General features: G+C 63.9%; 22 protein-coding genes. 10 read left to right on the top strand and 12 right to left on the bottom strand.

Features of this window, described 5'->3' with window-relative positions:
* Positions 1-22 precede the first annotated feature (22 nt).
* Both CIT39_RS15730 and CIT39_RS15725 read right to left on the bottom strand, forming a co-directional pair.
* Positions 23-226: a hypothetical protein gene (locus CIT39_RS15730; RefSeq protein ID WP_094974438.1), complete on the bottom strand. Its 204-nt coding sequence runs from the start codon at positions 224-226 to the stop codon at positions 23-25.
* Between the two features lie 131 nt (positions 227-357).
* Positions 358-1,035 carry a nitroreductase gene (locus tag CIT39_RS15725; protein WP_094974737.1) on the bottom strand — a complete coding sequence of 226 codons (678 nt, stop codon included), beginning with the start codon at positions 1,033-1,035 and terminating at the stop codon, positions 358-360.
* A 105-nt stretch (positions 1,036-1,140) separates the two neighbouring features.
* On the opposite strand from CIT39_RS15725, the gene CIT39_RS15720 reads away from it, so the two are divergent.
* Positions 1,141-2,103 (top strand): alpha/beta hydrolase, encoded by a 963-nt coding sequence (locus CIT39_RS15720; protein WP_094974439.1) that lies wholly within the window; start codon positions 1,141-1,143, stop codon positions 2,101-2,103.
* Positions 2,104-2,110: 7 nt separating this feature from the next.
* On the opposite strand, the gene CIT39_RS15715 is transcribed toward CIT39_RS15720, so the two are convergent.
* Positions 2,111-2,575: a cupin domain-containing protein gene (locus CIT39_RS15715; protein WP_094974440.1), complete on the bottom strand. Its 465-nt coding sequence runs from the start codon at positions 2,573-2,575 to the stop codon at positions 2,111-2,113.
* A gap of 205 nt (positions 2,576-2,780) precedes the next feature.
* Between CIT39_RS15715 and CIT39_RS15710 the strand changes: the two genes are divergently transcribed.
* Positions 2,781-3,029: a hypothetical protein gene (locus CIT39_RS15710; protein WP_094974441.1), complete on the top strand. Its 249-nt coding sequence runs from the start codon at positions 2,781-2,783 to the stop codon at positions 3,027-3,029.
* 167 nt (positions 3,030-3,196) lie between these two features.
* Positions 3,197-4,060 (top strand): DMT family transporter, encoded by an 864-nt coding sequence (locus CIT39_RS15705; RefSeq protein WP_244607587.1) that lies wholly within the window; start codon positions 3,197-3,199, stop codon positions 4,058-4,060.
* 74 nt (positions 4,061-4,134) lie between these two features.
* Here the strand turns inward: CIT39_RS15705 and CIT39_RS15700 are convergent, their stop codons facing one another.
* Positions 4,135-5,010, bottom strand: a complete 876-nt coding sequence (locus CIT39_RS15700; protein WP_094974442.1) for an MBL fold metallo-hydrolase — start codon at positions 5,008-5,010, stop codon at positions 4,135-4,137.
* 70 nt (positions 5,011-5,080) lie between these two features.
* On the bottom strand, positions 5,081-6,703 hold the full coding sequence (locus CIT39_RS15695; RefSeq protein WP_094974443.1) for an ABC-F family ATP-binding cassette domain-containing protein: 1,623 nt from the start codon (positions 6,701-6,703) through the stop codon (positions 5,081-5,083).
* A 318-nt stretch (positions 6,704-7,021) separates the two neighbouring features.
* Here CIT39_RS15695 and CIT39_RS15690 point away from each other — a divergent pair, with 318 nt between their 5' ends.
* The 4 genes from CIT39_RS15690 (at position 7,022) to CIT39_RS15675 (ending at position 9,180) form a co-directional block, all read left to right on the top strand.
* Entirely contained in the window at positions 7,022-7,438 is a 417-nt protein-coding gene (locus CIT39_RS15690) for an SRPBCC family protein (protein ID WP_094974444.1), read from the top strand.
* A 48-nt stretch (positions 7,439-7,486) separates the two neighbouring features.
* A complete protein-coding gene (locus tag CIT39_RS15685; protein ID WP_244607586.1) occupies positions 7,487-7,633 on the top strand; it encodes a hypothetical protein in 147 nt (48 codons plus the stop codon).
* A 643-nt stretch (positions 7,634-8,276) separates the two neighbouring features.
* Positions 8,277-8,486, top strand: a complete 210-nt coding sequence (locus tag CIT39_RS15680) for a cold-shock protein (RefSeq protein ID WP_094974446.1) — start codon at positions 8,277-8,279, stop codon at positions 8,484-8,486.
* 487 nt (positions 8,487-8,973) lie between these two features.
* Positions 8,974-9,180, top strand: a complete 207-nt coding sequence (locus CIT39_RS15675) for a hypothetical protein (RefSeq protein WP_094896792.1) — start codon at positions 8,974-8,976, stop codon at positions 9,178-9,180.
* Positions 9,181-9,309: 129 nt separating this feature from the next.
* Here CIT39_RS15675 and CIT39_RS15670 read toward each other — a convergent pair whose 3' ends face one another.
* The 6 genes from CIT39_RS15670 to CIT39_RS15645 form a co-directional block, all read right to left on the bottom strand.
* Positions 9,310-10,014 (bottom strand): hypothetical protein, encoded by a 705-nt coding sequence (locus CIT39_RS15670; RefSeq protein ID WP_094974447.1) that lies wholly within the window; start codon positions 10,012-10,014, stop codon positions 9,310-9,312.
* 280 nt (positions 10,015-10,294) lie between these two features.
* The gene (locus tag CIT39_RS15665; RefSeq protein ID WP_007591825.1) at positions 10,295-10,444 is read right to left on the bottom strand and encodes a hypothetical protein; all 150 of its coding nucleotides are present in this window, start codon (positions 10,442-10,444) and stop codon (positions 10,295-10,297) included.
* A gap of 69 nt (positions 10,445-10,513) precedes the next feature.
* Positions 10,514-11,335: a tetratricopeptide repeat protein gene (locus CIT39_RS15660; RefSeq protein WP_094974448.1), complete on the bottom strand. Its 822-nt coding sequence runs from the start codon at positions 11,333-11,335 to the stop codon at positions 10,514-10,516.
* A 32-nt stretch (positions 11,336-11,367) separates the two neighbouring features.
* On the bottom strand, positions 11,368-12,051 hold the full coding sequence (locus CIT39_RS15655; protein ID WP_094974449.1) for a substrate-binding domain-containing protein: 684 nt from the start codon (positions 12,049-12,051) through the stop codon (positions 11,368-11,370).
* Positions 12,052-12,069: 18 nt separating this feature from the next.
* Positions 12,070-12,771 carry a GrlR family regulatory protein gene (locus CIT39_RS15650; protein ID WP_094974739.1) on the bottom strand — a complete coding sequence of 234 codons (702 nt, stop codon included), beginning with the start codon at positions 12,769-12,771 and terminating at the stop codon, positions 12,070-12,072.
* A gap of 199 nt (positions 12,772-12,970) precedes the next feature.
* Positions 12,971-14,005 carry a glutamine synthetase beta-grasp domain-containing protein gene (locus CIT39_RS15645; RefSeq protein ID WP_094896739.1) on the bottom strand — a complete coding sequence of 345 codons (1,035 nt, stop codon included), beginning with the start codon at positions 14,003-14,005 and terminating at the stop codon, positions 12,971-12,973.
* A gap of 538 nt (positions 14,006-14,543) precedes the next feature.
* On the opposite strand from CIT39_RS15645, the gene CIT39_RS15640 reads away from it, so the two are divergent.
* The gene (locus tag CIT39_RS15640; RefSeq protein WP_094974450.1) at positions 14,544-14,747 is read left to right on the top strand and encodes a DUF2735 domain-containing protein; all 204 of its coding nucleotides are present in this window, start codon (positions 14,544-14,546) and stop codon (positions 14,745-14,747) included.
* 112 nt (positions 14,748-14,859) lie between these two features.
* Here the strand turns inward: CIT39_RS15640 and CIT39_RS15635 are convergent, their stop codons facing one another.
* Complete coding sequence (locus CIT39_RS15635) at positions 14,860-15,186, bottom strand: MliC family protein (RefSeq protein ID WP_094974740.1); 327 nt, start codon at positions 15,184-15,186, stop codon at positions 14,860-14,862.
* 71 nt (positions 15,187-15,257) lie between these two features.
* Here CIT39_RS15635 and CIT39_RS15630 point away from each other — a divergent pair, with 71 nt between their 5' ends.
* Both CIT39_RS15630 and CIT39_RS15625 read left to right on the top strand, forming a co-directional pair.
* Complete coding sequence (locus CIT39_RS15630) at positions 15,258-16,001, top strand: tyrosine-protein phosphatase (protein ID WP_094974451.1); 744 nt, start codon at positions 15,258-15,260, stop codon at positions 15,999-16,001.
* A gap of 23 nt (positions 16,002-16,024) precedes the next feature.
* On the top strand, positions 16,025-16,705 hold the full coding sequence (locus CIT39_RS15625; protein ID WP_094974452.1) for an SDR family oxidoreductase: 681 nt from the start codon (positions 16,025-16,027) through the stop codon (positions 16,703-16,705).
* Positions 16,706-16,714: the final 9 nt, after the last annotated feature.

Below are 16,714 nucleotides of genomic sequence, written 5' to 3'. Positions count from 1 at the left end.
CGGGACCGGCGCAACGAACCCGCTAGTGGGTGGCGCGATGGCTGGCGCGGCGCGGGATGGACCGGCAGGCCAGCCCTTCGGCCAGCAGCTTCATGTCCTCATGCCGGCCGCTGCGAATCAGCCGGCCGAACTCTTCGGGGGTGAAGGGGAGACTTGGATCAGCATCGATCGGACGCCGCAGCCGCGGGCCGAAGAACCGTCGAACCAGGCTAGCCAGCCGCCGCATGTCAATTCCCTCGCGCCAGCAACAAAGCTCTCAGGAGGCATATTGTTCCTCCCGCATCTTCGAGATTGCAAGAGGCCGCAAGGAGTCCACACCAAAAATTTCTGCCAGAGAATAATCTCCTCTCCGTCGTCCTAATCGACAAAACCGACGTAGCGCACAAACTCCTGATTGTGCTCGCGATCCGAACGCACCGTATTCGCGGCAAAACCGTCGTCGGGATAGCCCATCGCGACGCAGGTCATGATCACCTCGTCTTCCGGAATTTTCGCGACCTCGCGCACGATGTCGGAGCGCATGATGCCCTGCCCGTTGATGACGGAGCCGAGACCGCGATCCCATGCCGCGAGCACGATGCCGTAGCAGAGCGCGCCGAGATCGAAATGGCAGACGGCGCCGGGGTCGAGCACGCGGTCGTAGGTCAGGACGAGCGAGACCGGCGCGTCGAACTGGCGGAAGCCGCGCAGCACCCAGTCCTGCCGCATCGGCTTGTCGTCGCGCGCGATCCCCATCGCGCCGAACAGCTTCTTGGCGACGTCGACCTGCCGCGTGCGATGCACACCCTGGTACTCGCCGTGGCTGATGATGTCGCGCTTGACCTTGGCCCCGCCGATCATCTCTTCCATGTTGCGGCGGCGAACCTCCTCGAGCGGCGAGCCGGTGAGTACATGGACGTGCCAGGGCTGGGTGTTCATCGATGACGGCGCGCGCTTGGCGCTCTCGATGATCGCCTCGATCACCGCGCGCGGCACCGGCTCGTTCCGGAAGCCGCGCACGCTGCGGCGCGACTGGACCAGCGTTTCGAATTCCACCTCGTGAACCTCCCTGCCCTTCATCCGGCCCTGAACACCGTTGCCGATGCGGCACGCAAAACCTATGCTACCCCGCAAGCAAGACCAAGAATCCAGTGAGGAACAATGCCCGCACCGCTCGATCCCGTCATCGCCCAGATCATTCCGCTGCTGCCGCTGCGCGATCCCACCGCGATGACGCCACAGAGCGCGCGCGATTCCTTGCGTGCACTGGCTGCCTCCCGCGCCGCCATTCCGCCGCCGCCGGTCGAGACGGTGCAGGATATCGAGGTGAGCGGCGGCGCCGGGCCGCTTCCTGCCCGCCTCTACCGGATCGGCACCACGCCCGCGCCGACCGTGGTGTTCTTCCACGGCGGCGGCTGGGTCGCCGGCGACATCGAGACCCACGACCGGCAGGCGCGCAATCTCGCGATCGAGACCGGCGCCGTTGTCATCTCGGTCGATTATCGCCGCCCGCCCGAGACGCGGTTTCCCGGCGCCTTCGAGGATGCGTTCGCGGCCGTAAGCGACATCTTCAACCGCGTCGCGGAATTTGGCGGCGACGCAAAACGGCTTGGTGTTGCCGGCGATAGCGCCGGCGGCAATCTCGCCGCCACCACCGCGATTGCCTGCCGCGATGCCGGCATCAGGCTTGCCGGGCAATTGCTGGTCTATCCCGTGACCGACGTCCTTGGCGCCTACGCCGATGCGGGCGAGAACGCGCGCTATCCCTCGCGCGCCGAGAATGCCGACGGCTACTTCCTGACGCGTGCCACCATGGAATGGTTCTGCGGCCACTATCTCGCCGACCCCAATCACGCCCTTGACTGGCGCGTCTCGCCGCTGCGGGCACCGTCGCTCGAGGGCCTCGCGCCCGCGATTGTGACTACCGCATGGTTCGATCCCCTGCGCGACGAGGGCGCGGCCTATGCGCGGGCGCTGGAGGCTGCCGGCGTGCCCGTGAAACACCATGAAGGCCCCGGCCTGATCCACGGCTATTTTGGCCTCGGCGATGCCTCCGAGGTCGCGCGCGCCGAAGCGCAGCGCGCAAGGGCCGACTTCAAGGCCCTGCTCATGCGGGGCGCATGAGGAGGCGCTAGGTGCGCGGCACTGGCTGCGCCGCCGTGTGCCCCCAGGTTTCGTCCCAATCCTGACCGGCGGCGTCGACGACGCGGCCGTCGGCTTCGAAAAACTTGTTCGGCACCTGGAAGATCGCCAAGATCAAGGCGCCCTCCGGACACCAGGCGGCATGCCGGCTGCCCGCCTCTCGCCAGATGAATTCGCCGGCGTTGCAGGCGATGCCCTCGGCCGGCCCCTCCTTGTCGACGAGCGCGCCTTCGATCACCCAGCTCTGCTCGATGCCGACATGCTCATGATCGGGCAGCACCGATCCCGGCGCAAATCGCATCAAGGCGGTCATCAGGCCGGTGCGGCGATCGAACAGCAGCGTCTTGGCCTCGCAGCCTGGAAAGCGCGTCGTCTGCCAATCCATGTCTTGAGGCCGAACCAGATGCGAATGCTGATCGGCAGCTTCCGAGTGTTTCGGGATCACGGCGTCCATCACGATGCTCCGTCCGGCTAAGCTGGCCAAGCCTAGCAGGGTTGCCCGCCGCGGTCAGCGAGCAGTGCAACAGGAAGCGAGCCCGGCCAGAGCTCCCGCTCGGAAAAATCGCCAGCCGGACCGGACGGCGGGCCCTCATCCAGCTTGATTGCGCCACGATTCCCGGTTCCAATCTCTCCGCCATTTCTGGTTTACGGAGATACCCATGATGAAGCGGATTTTCCTGGCTGCGATCGTTGCCACGTTTGCAGCGGGCTCGGCCTTCGCGGACGACACCTGTGAGAGCAAGGCGGTCGGCAAGGACGGCAAGGCGCTGGCCGGCGCCGCCAAGGCCTCGTTCCTGAAGAAGTGCAAGGCGGACGCCTGCACGCCCAAGGCCGTCAGCGCCGACGGCAAGCCGCTCGCCGGCGCCGCCAAGAACAGCTTCATGAAGAAGTGCGAGATGGGCGCGTAAGCGCCTGGAGAGATCCTCGAACGTCATCCCAAGACGTCATCGGGCTCGATTGAGACCGTATCGAGCTCGATTTGCTGATTCTAATATCTCCAATTGGCCGCTTCGATGCGTTTGCGGCTTCAGCTCCCTGCGCCGACTCAGGGGCACGACCGGCGAGTGTCCTGATCTTGGTCACCACAGCTTCGCAACCGACCAAAGCGGCCGTGCTGACGGCCGCAACGATGATCTGCTTCGCGGCGAACTCGCTGCTGTGCCGGCTCGCGCTGGGGCCGGGGCTGATCGATCCCGCAAGCTTCACGACCGTGCGCGTTCTGGCGGCGGTCGTCATTCTGGCGCTGGTGGTTTGGCAACGCTACGGACATTTGCCGTCATTTGCCTACGCCAAGGTCAGGTCGGTGGCCGCCCTGTTCGTCTATCTGATCTGCTTCTCGTTCGCTTATGTGCGGCTGACGGCAGGCACGGGCGCCCTGATCCTGTTCACCGCCGTGCAGCTCACGATGTTCTGCGTCGCGCTGCGGGAGGGAGAGCGTTTCTCCGCAGCCGGCTGGATCGGGCTTTCAATCGCAAGCCTCGGCCTCATCTGCCTGGTTCTGCCGGGCGTCAGCGCGCCCGATCCCCTCGGCGCGATCCTGATCGCCGTATCGGGAATCGCCTGGGGCGTGTTCTCGCTGTCGGCAAGAGGCGTCGATCATCCCATCGAGGCCAACGCTATCAATTTCCTCTGCTGCCTGCCGCTTGCCGCGGCGGTGAACCTCTGGCAGCTCTCCGATGTCCATGTCACGTCGACCGGGCTTGCCTATGCCATCGCATCCGGCGCGGTGGCCTCGGGGCTCGGTTATGTGATGTGGTACGTCACGCTGCGCCATCTGTCGGCAGCACGCGCGGCCTCCGTTCAGCTTTCCGTCCCTGCCATCGCCGCGATCGGCGGCGCGCTCTTCCTGGCCGAGCCGGTCACGCTCCGATTGCTGCTCGCCTCCCCCGCCATGCTTGGCGGCATCGCCTTGGTGCTCGCGCAACGCAGCAAGCGATAAAGCGTTTTCCGAATCTTGAGCCCCGTTTTCGATCCGATCGGAACGGTAACCGCTCTAGCGGCTCCGCTAGCGCTTCAAGCCCGCTTGAACCGGTAGTCGAACGCCCCATCCAGCGGCTTGATCCGTCCGACCGTCGGCGCCGGAAAATGAACCGGCAGGATCAGCGTGTCGGTGTCCGCAACTGACGCAAAAAACTTCCGCCGCGACACCGCCGACTGCTTCGGGTCCCAATCCGGCTTCGCCGACCAGTCCGGCTCGCGGCACTGGATCTGGTGATACATGAGATCGCCAGCGACCACCGCGCGCTGCCCCTTCGAAAAGATGTTCACGCAGCAATGGCAGGGCGAATGCCCCGGCGTCGGCGTCAGCGTGACGGTATCGTCGAGCGCGTAATCGTCGTCGACCAGGAGCGCCTGCCCGGCCTCGACGATCGGCAGGCAATTGTCGCGAAACACGGTACCGGGCGGATTGCTGCCCTTGGCGTGCTCGGCCTCCCAGGCCGCATACTCACCCTTGTGGAAGACGTATTTCGCATTCGGGAACGTCGGCACCCAGCGCCCGTCGCGCAAACTCGTGTTCCAGCCGGTGTGGTCGATATGCAGATGCGTGCAGAACACGTAGTCGATCTGCTCAAAACCGATGCCGAGCGCGAACAGCTCGTTGCGCCAGCGCTCCTTGCCGGGAAAATCGAACGGCGGCGGATGGCCCTTGTCCTCACCAGTGCAGGTATCGACCAGAATAGTGTAGCGCGGCGTGCGCACGACGAAGGTCTGATAGGTGATCACCATCATGCCGCGCGCGGCGTCGAACACCTCCGGCTCCATCGTCGGCAGATGACGGGCGAACACGCTCTCGTCATAGGCCGGGAAGAAATCCTGCGGTCGCCGCCACGGCCCCTCCCGCTCGATGACGGCGTCGATGGTGATGTCGCCGATCCGCAGTTGCTTCATGATGGTTCGCTCCCTTTTTTGCAGGGAGCGTAGCGCAGGGCGCTAACCCGTCAAGCCACGCCGCGGAATGCTAGCTTCGCAGTCCCGGCGCTTCCTGCCCGGTGCGCGCGACATATTCCGTGTAGCCGCCGCCGAACTGGTGGATGCCTTCCGGCGTCAGCTCCAGCACGCGGTTCGAAAGCGTCGCCAGGAAGTGCCGGTCATGCGAGACGAACAGCATGGTGCCCTCGAAATCCGACAGCGCATTGATCAGCATTTCCTTGGTGGCGAGGTCGAGATGGTTGGTCGGCTCGTCCAGCACCAAAAAGTTCGGCGGGTCGAACAGCATCTTGGCCATCACCAGGCGCGCCTTCTCGCCGCCCGAGAGCACGCGGCAGCGTTTCTCGACGTCGTCGCCGGAGAACCCGAAGCAGCCCGCAAGCGCGCGCAAGGATCCCTGCCCCGCGGTCGGAAACGCGTATTCGAGCGACTGAAACACCGTCTGCTCGCCGTCGAGCAGGTCCATCGCGTGCTGGGCGAAATAACCCATCTTGACGCTGCCGCCGACCGCCACCGTGCCCTGGTCCGGCTCGCTCGCGCCCGCAACGAGCTTGAGCAGCGTCGATTTGCCCGCGCCGTTGACGCCCATCACGGCCCAGCGCTCCCTGCGGCGGATCATGAAATCCAGTCCGTCATAGATCCGCTTGCTGCCGTAACCCTTGTGGACGCTCTTGAGCGCCACGACATCCTCGCCCGAGCGCGGCGCCGGCGGAAAATCGAATGCCACGCTCTGGCGCCGCCGCGGCGGCTCGACCCGCTCGATCTTGTCGAGTTTCTTCACCCGGCTCTGCACCTGGGCCGCATGCGAGGCGCGCGCCTTGAAGCGCTCGATGAACTTGATCTCCTTGGCGAGCATGGCCTGCTGGCGCTCGAACTGCGCCTGCTGCTGCTTCTCGTTCTGCGCGCGCTGCTGCTCGTAGAATTCGTAGTCGCCGGTATAGGTGGTGAGCGAGCCGCTATCGATCTCGATCACCTTGGAGATCACGCGGTTGATGAACTCGCGGTCGTGCGAGGTCATCAGCAGCGTGCCTTCGTAATCGTGCAGGAATTTTTCCAGCCAGATCAGGCTTTCGAGATCGAGATGGTTGCTCGGCTCGTCGAGCAGCATGACGTCGGGACGCATCAGGAGGATGCGGGCGAGCGCCACGCGCATCTTCCAGCCGCCGGAGAGTTTTCCGACGTCGCCCTCCATCATCTCCTGGCTGAAACCGAGGCCGGACAGCGCTTCGCGCGCGCGGCCGTCGAGCGCGTAGCCGTCGAGCTCCTCGAAACGGTGCTGCACCTCGCCGTAGCGCGTGATGATCTCGTCCATCTGGTCGGCCTTGTCAGGATCGGCCATGGCCGCCTCGAGCTCGCGCAGCTCGGCCGCGACCTCGCTGACCGGACCGGCCCCGTCCATCACCTCGGCGACGGCACTGCGGCCGGACATCTCGCCGACGTCCTGGTTGAAATATCCGATGGTGATGCCGCGATCGGTCGACACCTGCCCCTCGTCGGGCAATTCCTCACCGGCGATCATCCGGAACAGCGTGGTCTTGCCGGCGCCGTTCGGCCCGACCAGGCCGATCTTCTCGCCTTTGTTGAGGGCGGCGGAGGCTTCGATGAACAGGATCTGGTGGCCGGCTTGCTTGCTGACGTTGTCGAGGCGGATCATGGGGTCTTTTCAGGGGGATTTTTGCGTTGCAGCGTCATAGGCCATGCGGGCCGCCGGGGGAAGCCCGGCGGGGTACGGATTCCTGCCCGCATGGGGCGCCAATTCGGTGGCTTTACCCGGCGGCTTGGGGCGGATGGCCGACAGGCGTTCTGATGACACCCTTTCGTTTCTTTTACGCATTCACGGCGCGACCATGTCGGTATGGGCTGGCCTCGACCGTCCTCCGGTCGACACGTCTCTGAAGTACCGTGCATGCACCCGTGCACGTGACGTGATGTCATCACCTCGAGCCGCCAAAATGAACCTGGAGCAATGCCCATGAGGATCGCCGTCGAGACCAACGTAGCAGCGCCCATCGATCAGGTCTGGCGTGCCTATACGACGCCTGCCGACATCGTGAAGTGGAACGCCGCGTCCGACGACTGGCATACGACGAGGGCTACGGTCGAGCTGCGTGACGGCGGCGCGTTCTCGTCGCGCATGGAAGCCAAGGACGGCAGCATGGGTTTCGACTTCGCCGGCACTTACACGAAGATCGTTGAACACAAGCGGATCGAATACGCGTTCGGCGATCGAAAGGCCGAAGTCGAGTTCGTGCCGGGCCCAAAGGGCGTTGTCGTCCGCGTCGTCTTCGACAGCGAGCCGACGCACTCGGTCGAGCAGCAGCAAGGCGGTTGGCAGGCGATCCTCGACAGCTTCGCGCGATATGTGGAGGCAAAACAGAACAAGTCGTGACGTCGTGCAGGCAGGAAAAACGCATCTCTCCGGGCATCGAACCAAACCATGCCGGCGAACTCGTTCCGCGAAGGCGTCGAAAAGGACTTGCCCTATATCTTCACCGACCTGGAATTCGAGCCGATGGTCGAAGCGCGCTTCGCCGCAGTCAAGCAAGGCTTTGATCACAACCGCGGGCGCCCCCCGAAACGTTGAGGGTGCCGCCCGGATTCAAAACGGTTGCGTAGTGGACCGCCGATGTCCCAGTCGGAATGAGCGATCGGCCACCAGCGGTCATGCGCCTACTTGCCGCGGTGAGAGCCTCGACAGTCGGAGGAAGGAGTCATCAGGTCACTTCGCGTAACCCTGTGATCGGAGCCACGCGATCCGACGCTCACCATTCATCCAATCGTCAATTTCGGCCTTGCTCGTGAAGCCCGTGATTTCTCGGGGTTCTGCGCCCGGGTACTCGGCGATAATCGCCCAGTCGCCCTCTGCCTTACGAATTGGTTTGAAGCTCACTTTTACTTTTGCCATGCCCTACCTATGCAGGAAAGTGCGCTAAAAGGGAACCTCTCCAAGCACTCGAGGTCGCCTCTGCAATCACTCACCGGTTCGCGCGGCCCTTAGCTACGGAACAAATGCACCAACCATAAGAAGGAGCCGTCGGCTTCTACTTGAAGTCTCGCGGCTGCCGATGTAAGGTGTCAAGCATCGATACTGGCCGAACAACTGTTCCGCTTTCGCCTCAGATCCTGACGGCGCGCACGTTTCAGACATTCTCCAAAATCGACTAACCGGAACGCTGGCCGCACGTCCGCGCGCCAGCTGTCCTGCGCGCATACGAAAGGAAGACCCGATGAATACGGGAACAGTGAAGTGGTTTAACAGCCAAAAGGGCTTCGGCTTTATCCAGCCGGCAAACGGCAGCACCGACGTTTTTGTTCATATCAGTGCGGTCGAACGCGCTGGCATGGGCACCCTGAACGAGGGACAGACGGTGTCTTATGACGTCGTCGCAGACCGTCGTACGGGCAAGTCCGCTGCCGATAATCTTCGTGCTGCTTAATTAAGAGCACGACAGACCTGTCGCTCTCGCCACGGATGTACTGGCAGAGCTTGTGGTCCCGCCCCGCTCCTGAGTCTTCAGGGCGGGGTTTTTGCGTCAACCCCTGCAAGCGACTGTAAAGTATGCTTCTCGTCACTGTCGGCCCTGTGGTCGCCCTGCTGGTAAGCCAACAGATCGAACCGGTGAAACGAGCGAGGCTTCTCGGTCTCTGACCTCACGGCCATCGAATTTCGAAGTGGCTTGTTTTGTGTTTCGGGCGCATAGACGGGGATGCTCGAATCTCATCACCGATCCTGTCGGTGCGGCGCCGTCTATGGCCGAAGCGAGGCAAAAGCCCCGGTCGGCAGATCGTCAGCTGCGAATGCTCGGTTTGCGGCGCGACCCTGGAATCGTGGAACAGTGCTTACGAGCCAGGTCGGGAGCCGACAGCATGCGTTACGTCACTCCACGCTTCACGCGAGAGCAGCCGCAAACATCGAGGTAACACATGTCGTATGCCTATAAGCTGAATGAAGACGTTCGCCATCAACCCCAGGGGCCGCAAGGACGTGCCACCACCGAACCGCCAATGATTTATACCATCATTCAACACATGCCCATCGAGTCCGATGGACGCGTGAGATACCGCATCAGGGCCAAGTCCGAGAAGATCGAGCGAGTCGTTACGGAAGATCAGCTTTCGTATTTTCAATGATCGACCGGCCGAGACCGGCAGCAGATGCGCGCGGCGAGAACCTCGTGACGACGTCTCCCTACGCCCAGAACGCGAGGGCACTCGTTCTGGTTGAAAATTACAAGATTGCCGGATGAACAAGCACGGGCTCTAGGCCCTTCTCATCAACCTGAGCGAAGCCGCCAGCCGCAGGCTGCGCTTGCCGGCGAGCGCGATGCCTTCGAGCTCGCCGCTATCTTCGTTGCAGGTTCCGGAGAAGCCGATCCCGACCTCATAGCCGCCGAACACGGGATTCTCGCCCTTCGCAGGCGTGTGCTCCTGGTTGAGCATCTCGCCCTTCCAGCGGCCGTCCGCCGAGGAATAGGAGCCGAGATAGTAGAAGAACGCATCGCCTCCGAGGATGCGGCCGTCGATCAGCAGCATCACGCCGGAGAGTCCGGCATCGACGCCGTCGAGCGCGCGCAGGCTCATTCCGTAGAATCCGTTGGCGATGCCGCCCTGCCCGATCGTGCCGCGGGGCGGCAACGCCCCGTCATCGAGCCGCGTGAGATTGGCCCAGAAGTGGGCGCCCGGCATGGTGTTCGCACCGCCCTGCAGACGGATCTCGTTGCCAACCAGCCGGCCGCGCGCCTCGATCGAGGCGACGTCCGCCCCCATCAGCGGCTTGTAGTTGGGATCGTGGTTATGCCGCTCGGTGATGACTTCGGCGATGATCTCGCCGTCGCGCTCGACATAGGTGCCGAGATGCGCAAAGCCCGAATTGCCGCCTAGCATCTTGCCGTCATGCAGGCACATGATGCTGCGGCCGAGCGCATCGTTGACGCCGTATTCAACCTTGTAGAGTCCGTCCAGCAACGTAACCAGCCCACAACATCGGAAAAGAATGCAGGCTACCTAGCATTGCCGCCGCATCTCGGCCACCCGGCTTTTCCGCGCAGGGCCTTGCGAAACCGCGACGGCCCGATGCCATCATCTTCCTGTTTTGCCCGACAGGCCAAAGCGGAATTCTTTGCCCGATAGGTCAAAGTGGACTTCGCAAAATCCGTGGCTCGTAATTTCGCTGCGATTTCAAGGACCTTCTACTGTGCATGGGGTTGTTTTCGAGATTTTTGCTTTGGCGGGCCTTCATCGCGCGTCAGTGCCGCTTGAAATACTGCACCTCGCGCTCGTGCTTTTCGGCAGCCGCACGGCTCCTGAAGGTCCCGAGGTTACGACGCTTGCCGGTCTTCGGATTCACCTTGCGTGAATAGAGGCGGTATTCGCCCGACGCCAGTTTGCGGATCATGATCGCGCTCCGTTTCGTCTCGAAGTCAACGGGTGCGCGCGATTGAGGTTCCGGCGTGTACGGCTCTGCTCAGAAGCACAGCGTGGTGACGAGCTTGCCCTGCTTGTCCTTGATCGCATAGGGGCAGCGCAGCCGCTCCAGCGCTGCCTTGGCGTCTGCGTCGCCGAGCGCGGCGGCGCGCTCGTAATAGGCCTTCGCGGCGTCCTTGTCCTTCGGCCCGCCGCGGCCGCCTTCCGCGAAGGCCCCCATCCGCTCCAGCGCGCCGGGATGGTTTTGCGCCGCCGCCTTCTCGAACAGCGCACGCGCCGCGACGTCGTCCTTCGCACCGCCCGTACCTTCGGAGAGCATCAGGCCGAGTTGGTACTGCGCCTCCGCATTGGTCTCGGCGGCCTTGCCGAGCAGCGCGCGCGCCTGCGCGGGATCGGCCGGCGCGGCGCCACCCGCACCGCCGAGCGCGGCGAGGTTGCTGACGCCGCGGGGGTTGCCTGATTGCGCCGCCTTCTCGAACAGCTTTCGCGCCTGAGCCTCGTCCTTGGCGATGCCGGAGCCGGTGCCATAGGCAACGCCGAGCTCGACCATGGCCGCGCTCGATCCCTTCTCGGCCGCCTTGCGCCAGGCGGCGATCGCCTCCGCCGTCTGCCGGTTGGCGGCATAGGCGCGGCCGAGCGCGAACATCGCGCGGCGCGACGATGCTGCGGCCTGCTTGCAGAACCTGATCGCGGTGGCAACGTCGGAGGATGCGATCTCGGCCACGCCCCTCACGTCAGCCGGCTTGTCGGGATCGCTGGGATCGGCAGCGACCCGGTCGCACAACACGAGATCGGCCGATTGCGCGCGCGCCGCAAGGGGCGCGGCGAGCACGAGGACGACGGCAAGGAAACAAATCCGCATGGTCGTCACGTTGCGTCCTCGCTCCGGCAAATTCAAGGCTCGAGTCCTGATTGACGCAGGACCGGCACGACCTCGGGCGATGCCAGATAGCGCAGCAGGCGGTCCGCGGCATCGGCATGCTTTGCGGTTGCGATGCGGCCGGCAGAGAACACCGCCGGTGTCTGCAGCGCGTGCGGGATCGGACCGACCACCTCGATGCCGCCGATCTGCTTCAGCTCGCTGATCTGCTGCACGGCGAGGTCGGCCTCGCCGCTGACGAGACGCTCGGCCGTGAAGCCCTGCTCGACGACGGTAGCCTTGGCGCTGATCTCGGCTGCGATCCCCATGCGCACGATCAGCTGGGCGAAGTAGACGCCGCTGGCGCCCAGCCGCGAATAGGCAACGGACCGCGCTGCGAGCAGCGTCCCGCGCAGCGCCGCTTCGCTTCCGATATCGGGATGCGCCTGCCCTGCCCGCACCGCAATGCCGACATAGGAGCGCGCCAGATCGGCCGCGCTTTCGGCGAGCACGCGGCCTTCCGCGATCATCTCGTCCAGCCCCTCGCGCGTGAGGATCACGAGATCGGCGGCCTCGCCCTCACGCAACCGCTTCAGCAAGGCGAGCGTCGGCGCGAAGTCGGCGTCGATGCGGACGCCGGTTGCGGCTTCGTACGCGGACGACAGGCTGCGCATCGCCCCCATCAGGCCGAGCGTCGAGAGCATGCGAAGGTTTTCCATGAGCTATTCCCGTCGCGATCAGGCGCGATGCATCAGCTTGAGCGAAGCGGTCAGGCGCAGGCTGCGCTTGCCCGCAAGCGCGGTCGCCTCCAGCACCGCCCGCTCTGAATCGTACGTGCCGCCGAAGCCGATGCCGACCTCGTGGCCGCCGAAGATCGGGTCATCCTTGGCCGGCGTGTGCTCCTGGTTGAGAAGCTGGCCCTTCCAGCGCCCATTCGCGGCGGTGTAGCTGCCGAGATAGTAGAACGACGCATCGCCGCCGAGGATGCGGCCCCGGTTGAGCAGCATCACGCCGGTGAGGCCGCCGTCGAGACCATCGAGCATCCGCAGATGGATGGAGTAGAGGCCGTCGGCGATGCCGGCTTCGCCGACGCCTCCGGCGATCGGCACCTCGTCTTCCCTGATCGGCGTCATCACCGACTGGAAGGGAATGCCCGGCAGCTCCTTCAGCTCGCCCTTGAAGCGATAGAGGTCGCCATCCGCCCAGCCCTCGGCGAGCAAGGTGGCATCATCGGTGCCCGCCATGGCGCGGTAGTTCGGATCGGGGTTGTGGCGGACAGTGTTGATCACGACGTCGACGCCGCTGTCGGTCTTCTCGTAGGTGCCGATATGGGCGAAGGCCGAATTGCCGCCGAGCATCTTGCCGCTGCCGGCATGCATCACGCTCCGGCCGACGGCGTCGCCGAGCTGAAATTTCACCTTGTAGAAGCCTTCAAACACCAGCCGTCCCTGGCCCTGCGCGCATCCTGCGGGCACTCTATCGCGCTTTGGGCTGAGATGGACAGGCTTTACGCGACGCAGCCCTGCTGCGTCACGGGAATGGCCCTCATCAGGATGCTAAAAAATCCGCCGGAGCCTTTCAGCTCCGGCGGATTGAAAGCCAACCCGGGCCAGCCCCCCAGCCCGGGCCGGGAGGATCTTAGGCCGCGGCCTTCTTGTCGGCCGGCACGGACGCGATCGTCTTCAGGATCTGCGAAGCGATCTGGTATGGGTCGCCCTGCGAGTTCGGACGGCGGTCTTCCAGATAGCCCTTGTAGCCGTTGTTGACGAAGGAGTGCGGCACGCGGATCGAAGCACCGCGGTCGGCAATGCCGTAGCTGAACTTGTTCCACGGCGCGGTCTCGTGCTTGCCGGTCAGACGCTTGTCGTTGTCCGGGCCGTAGACGGCGATGTGGTCCATCAGGTTCTTGTCGAAGGCGGCCATCAGGGCCTCGAAGTACTCCTTGCCGCCGACCGTGCGCATGTACTCGGTCGAGAAGTTGGCGTGCATGCCGGAGCCGTTCCAGTCGGTGTCGCCGAGCGGCTTGCAGTGGAATTCGATGTCGATGCCGTACTTCTCGGTGAGGCGCAGCATCAGATAGCGGGCCATCCACATTTCGTCAGCGGCTTTCTTGGAGCCCTTGCCGAAGATCTGGAATTCCCACTGGCCCTTCGCGACTTCCGCGTTGATGCCTTCATGGTTGATGCCGGCGGCCAGGCAGAGGTCGAGATGCTCTTCGACGATCTTGCGGGCGACGTCGCCGACGTTCGAGAAGCCGACGCCGGTGTAGTACGGGCCCTGCGGCGCCGGATAGCCAGCGGTCGGGAAGCCGAGCGGACGGCCGTCCTTGTAGAAGAAGTATTCCTGCTCGAAGCCGAACCACGCGCCGGAGTCGTCGAGAATGGTGGCGCGCTTGTTGGAGGCGTGCGGGGTCTTGCCATCGGGCATCATGACTTCGCACATCACGAGCACGCCGTTGGTGCGCGCGGCGTCCGGGAAGACGGCGACCGGCTTCAGCACGCAATCGGAGCTGTGGCCTTCGGCCTGCTGGGTGGAGGAGCCATCGAAGCCCCAGAGCGGAAGCTGCTCGAGCGTCGGGAACGACGCGAATTCCTTGATCTGAGTTTTGCCGCGCAGGTTCGGAGTCGGCGTATATCCGTCGAGCCAGATGTACTCGAGCTTATACTTGGTCATTGAGCCTCTCTGTAGATGATGCGAAAGGTTGGGGGCCCGGAGGCCACCGAACGTTTTGTACCCGGCCATCATCGGCCGGCTATTTACAAGCATTTTACGTGCCAAAAGGCCGCAGTGCTGAAGGTCTCCACCGGCAACCGAGGTCTCCCCGTCGCGAGGAGATGTCCCCGGTAATATGCGTCATAGCCGCGCACCTTCGCGTGAAGCTGCATCGCAAAAAACCCACGGAAATCGCCCGATTCTGAAGCAGCCAAGCTGGCGTGGAGGTTGCCGATGAAACGCGCATCAACGTCCAGCAATTTTCGCAAAGTCTTCAGCCCCGGCCCAGCAACCTTTGGAATGGCTCAGGCGTTAGTCATCGACAGGCTGCCTTGGAGGATGCAGAGCTCCATCTGCCCACAAATTGGGCGGCAACTGATTTCCTTTTCAGCACTTTCCAATTCGGGAGGCGCGGCCGATATGGGGAGTCCGGTAACCACAATCGAACGAGTCGGGCGCACCATGGGAGGCTATGGCGCTTCGACCAAGGAGAATCTCAATGATGAACAATGGTCTGAGTCAGGGATCGGCAACGATCTACCAGTTTCCGGTCGGGGGCCGCGCTGCTCTCGCCCGAGGCCGCTATGGCGAGACCCGCCTTGCTGCCGATCATGCTTCGCTTCCCGCGAACGTCTCGATCTGCAGCGACAGCTGGTACCATCAGGACGCGGTCGACGAAGCCAAGCCGAAATGGGATCGCTGATGCCTATTGCTGGTTTGAGACCGCCGCGCCCTCGCAGGTGCCCGGCGGCAGTTTGAAAAGGGGTCGAAACAACGAGGTTTCGGCCCTTTTTGATTCCAGCTCGTCCTCGCAGCTAGATCCCGGGCTTTTCGATCACCGCGCAAGCCGTGACCGGCCGCCTCAGGTGCTTCACCGTGGTGGGTCCGGCCTTGGGAATCTTCAGAGTCACCCCTGCCCCCGAATAGCGTGCGCCCGAAACCGACAGTCGCTTTGCGAGCGTGACCGGTTCACCGTCGATCTGGAGGAACGCGCGCTTGTCGTCGTCATAAAACCCAGCGATGAACTGTGTACCATCGGCGCAGCGATAGGTACGGAACGTCTGCGCTTCAGTCTGCGGCGCACCGGTCGATCCAGCCGCCAGCATGGTGCCCCCCAAAAGAATGGCCTTGTGCCGGCCCATGATCGCCCCCTGTAATGCTTTCAAGGATGCCCCCTCGTGCGTCCAATGGAACCATAACCATAGCCGATCCCATGTCAGATTCCCCTGCCCGTCACCTCGCCCTGCAAGGCGCCAGCAATTTTCGCGATCTCGGCGGTTACCCGACCACCGACGGCCGCACCACGCGCTGGCGGCACATCTTCCGCTCCAACCATCTCGGCCTGCTCACCGCTGATGATGTCGAGATCGTTCGCGCGCTCGGCGTGCGAAGCGCTTTCGATTTCCGTGGGGTTGAGGAGCGCGCGGCCGGCGTCTGCGTTATCAGCGAGATCACGGTGCATTCGCTGCCGATCGAGCCGAGCGTCGTGGCTGCGCTGCGGAGCGAACTCGCGAGGGGAACACTGACTGCACCGGTCGCGCTGGAGCTCATGCGCGAATCCTATCGCAACTACGTTCGCCACCACACGAACAGCTTTCGCAACCTGTTCGGCCATCTCCTGGAAGATCGCGCGCCGCTGGTGATCCATTGCACGGCGGGCAAGGACCGCACCGGCTTTGCCAGTGCGCTGATCCTGCATGCGCTCGGCGTCGCCGATGAAATCATTGCCGAGGACTACCTGCTCACCAACCGGCATTACAAGCGCGACGCGACGGCTGCCACCGACCTGCCGGAGGACGTACGCAATGCCATCGGCAGCGTCGAGGCCTCGTATCTTGCCGCGGCTTTCGAGGCCATCGGCAGCGAATATGGCGACCTCGAAACCTATCTGCGCGACGGACTCAAGCTCGGCGCGACTGAGCGGACCGCGCTGAAAGAGCGCTATCTGGAATCATAGGCAGCCGTGCCAGGAGAACAAGGATGCAAGACAAGGTCCTGATCGTGACAGGCGCGCTCGGTGCGCTCGGCAAGGTCGTCGCGGAGGTCGCGCAGTCACGCGGCGCGCGCATTGCCGGCATCGATCACGCGCCTTCACAGAACTCCGCGACGCCTGATAGCATCGAGATCGGCGGCGTCGATCTCTCCGATGCGGCGCAGGCGAAGACGGCGGTCGAGATGGCGGCAAAGCATTTCGGCCGCCTCGACGCACTCGTCAACATCGCCGGCGGCTTCGCCTTCGAGACCATCGGCGACGGCGACATCAAGACCTGGCAGCGCATGTACGCGCTGAACGTCCTGACCGCGCTCAACACCTCGCGCGCGGCGCTGCCGCATCTGGCCGCATCCAGGGCCGGCCGCATCGTCAATATCGGCGCCATGGGCGCCCTTCAGGCCGGCTCCGGCATGGGCCCCTACGCTGCGTCGAAGGCAGGTGTGCATCGCCTCACTGAAGCGCTCGCGAGTGAGTGGAAGGGCAAGGTCACCGTCAACGCCGTGTTGCCGTCGATCATCGACACCACAGCCAACCGCGCCGACATGCCGAAGGCGGACTTCTCCAAATGGGTGACGCCACAGGAACTCGCCGAGGTGATCCTGTTCCTCGCCAGCGAGGCCGCCAGCGGCATTACCGGCGCGCTGATTCCGGTCAGCGGGCGGGTGTAATCGCAGTCT

Source organism: Bradyrhizobium symbiodeficiens (assembly GCF_002266465.3).
Taxonomy (GTDB): Bacteria; Pseudomonadota; Alphaproteobacteria; order Rhizobiales; family Xanthobacteraceae; genus Bradyrhizobium; species Bradyrhizobium symbiodeficiens.
The sequence above is the reverse complement of the archived record's forward strand: the minus strand, read 5'-3'. Positions and strand labels throughout refer to the sequence as shown.

Bases quoted from the DNA above. Each gene is read 5' to 3' on its own strand.
- CIT39_RS15730 (WP_094974438.1), bottom strand. From the start codon at position 226: ATGCGGCGGCTGGCTAGCCTGGTTCGACGGTTCTTCGGCCCGCGGCTG.
- CIT39_RS15720 (WP_094974439.1), top strand. From the start codon at position 1,141: ATGCCCGCACCGCTCGATCCCGTCATCGCCCAGATCATTCCGCTGCTG.
- CIT39_RS15715 (WP_094974440.1), bottom strand. From the start codon at position 2,575: ATGGACGCCGTGATCCCGAAACACTCGGAAGCTGCCGATCAGCATTCG.
- CIT39_RS15710 (WP_094974441.1), top strand. From the start codon at position 2,781: ATGATGAAGCGGATTTTCCTGGCTGCGATCGTTGCCACGTTTGCAGCG.
- CIT39_RS15700 (WP_094974442.1), bottom strand. From the start codon at position 5,010: ATGAAGCAACTGCGGATCGGCGACATCACCATCGACGCCGTCATCGAG.
- CIT39_RS15695 (WP_094974443.1), bottom strand. From the start codon at position 6,703: ATGATCCGCCTCGACAACGTCAGCAAGCAAGCCGGCCACCAGATCCTG.
- CIT39_RS15690 (WP_094974444.1), top strand. From the start codon at position 7,022: ATGAGGATCGCCGTCGAGACCAACGTAGCAGCGCCCATCGATCAGGTC.
- CIT39_RS15685 (WP_244607586.1), top strand. From the start codon at position 7,487: ATGCCGGCGAACTCGTTCCGCGAAGGCGTCGAAAAGGACTTGCCCTAT.
- CIT39_RS15680 (WP_094974446.1), top strand. From the start codon at position 8,277: ATGAATACGGGAACAGTGAAGTGGTTTAACAGCCAAAAGGGCTTCGGC.
- CIT39_RS15675 (WP_094896792.1), top strand. From the start codon at position 8,974: ATGTCGTATGCCTATAAGCTGAATGAAGACGTTCGCCATCAACCCCAG.
- CIT39_RS15665 (WP_007591825.1), bottom strand. From the start codon at position 10,444: ATGATCCGCAAACTGGCGTCGGGCGAATACCGCCTCTATTCACGCAAG.
- CIT39_RS15660 (WP_094974448.1), bottom strand. From the start codon at position 11,335: ATGCGGATTTGTTTCCTTGCCGTCGTCCTCGTGCTCGCCGCGCCCCTT.
- CIT39_RS15655 (WP_094974449.1), bottom strand. From the start codon at position 12,051: ATGGAAAACCTTCGCATGCTCTCGACGCTCGGCCTGATGGGGGCGATG.
- CIT39_RS15645 (WP_094896739.1), bottom strand. From the start codon at position 14,005: ATGACCAAGTATAAGCTCGAGTACATCTGGCTCGACGGATATACGCCG.
- CIT39_RS15640 (WP_094974450.1), top strand. From the start codon at position 14,544: ATGATGAACAATGGTCTGAGTCAGGGATCGGCAACGATCTACCAGTTT.
- CIT39_RS15635 (WP_094974740.1), bottom strand. From the start codon at position 15,186: ATGGGCCGGCACAAGGCCATTCTTTTGGGGGGCACCATGCTGGCGGCT.
- CIT39_RS15630 (WP_094974451.1), top strand. From the start codon at position 15,258: ATGTCAGATTCCCCTGCCCGTCACCTCGCCCTGCAAGGCGCCAGCAAT.
- CIT39_RS15625 (WP_094974452.1), top strand. From the start codon at position 16,025: ATGCAAGACAAGGTCCTGATCGTGACAGGCGCGCTCGGTGCGCTCGGC.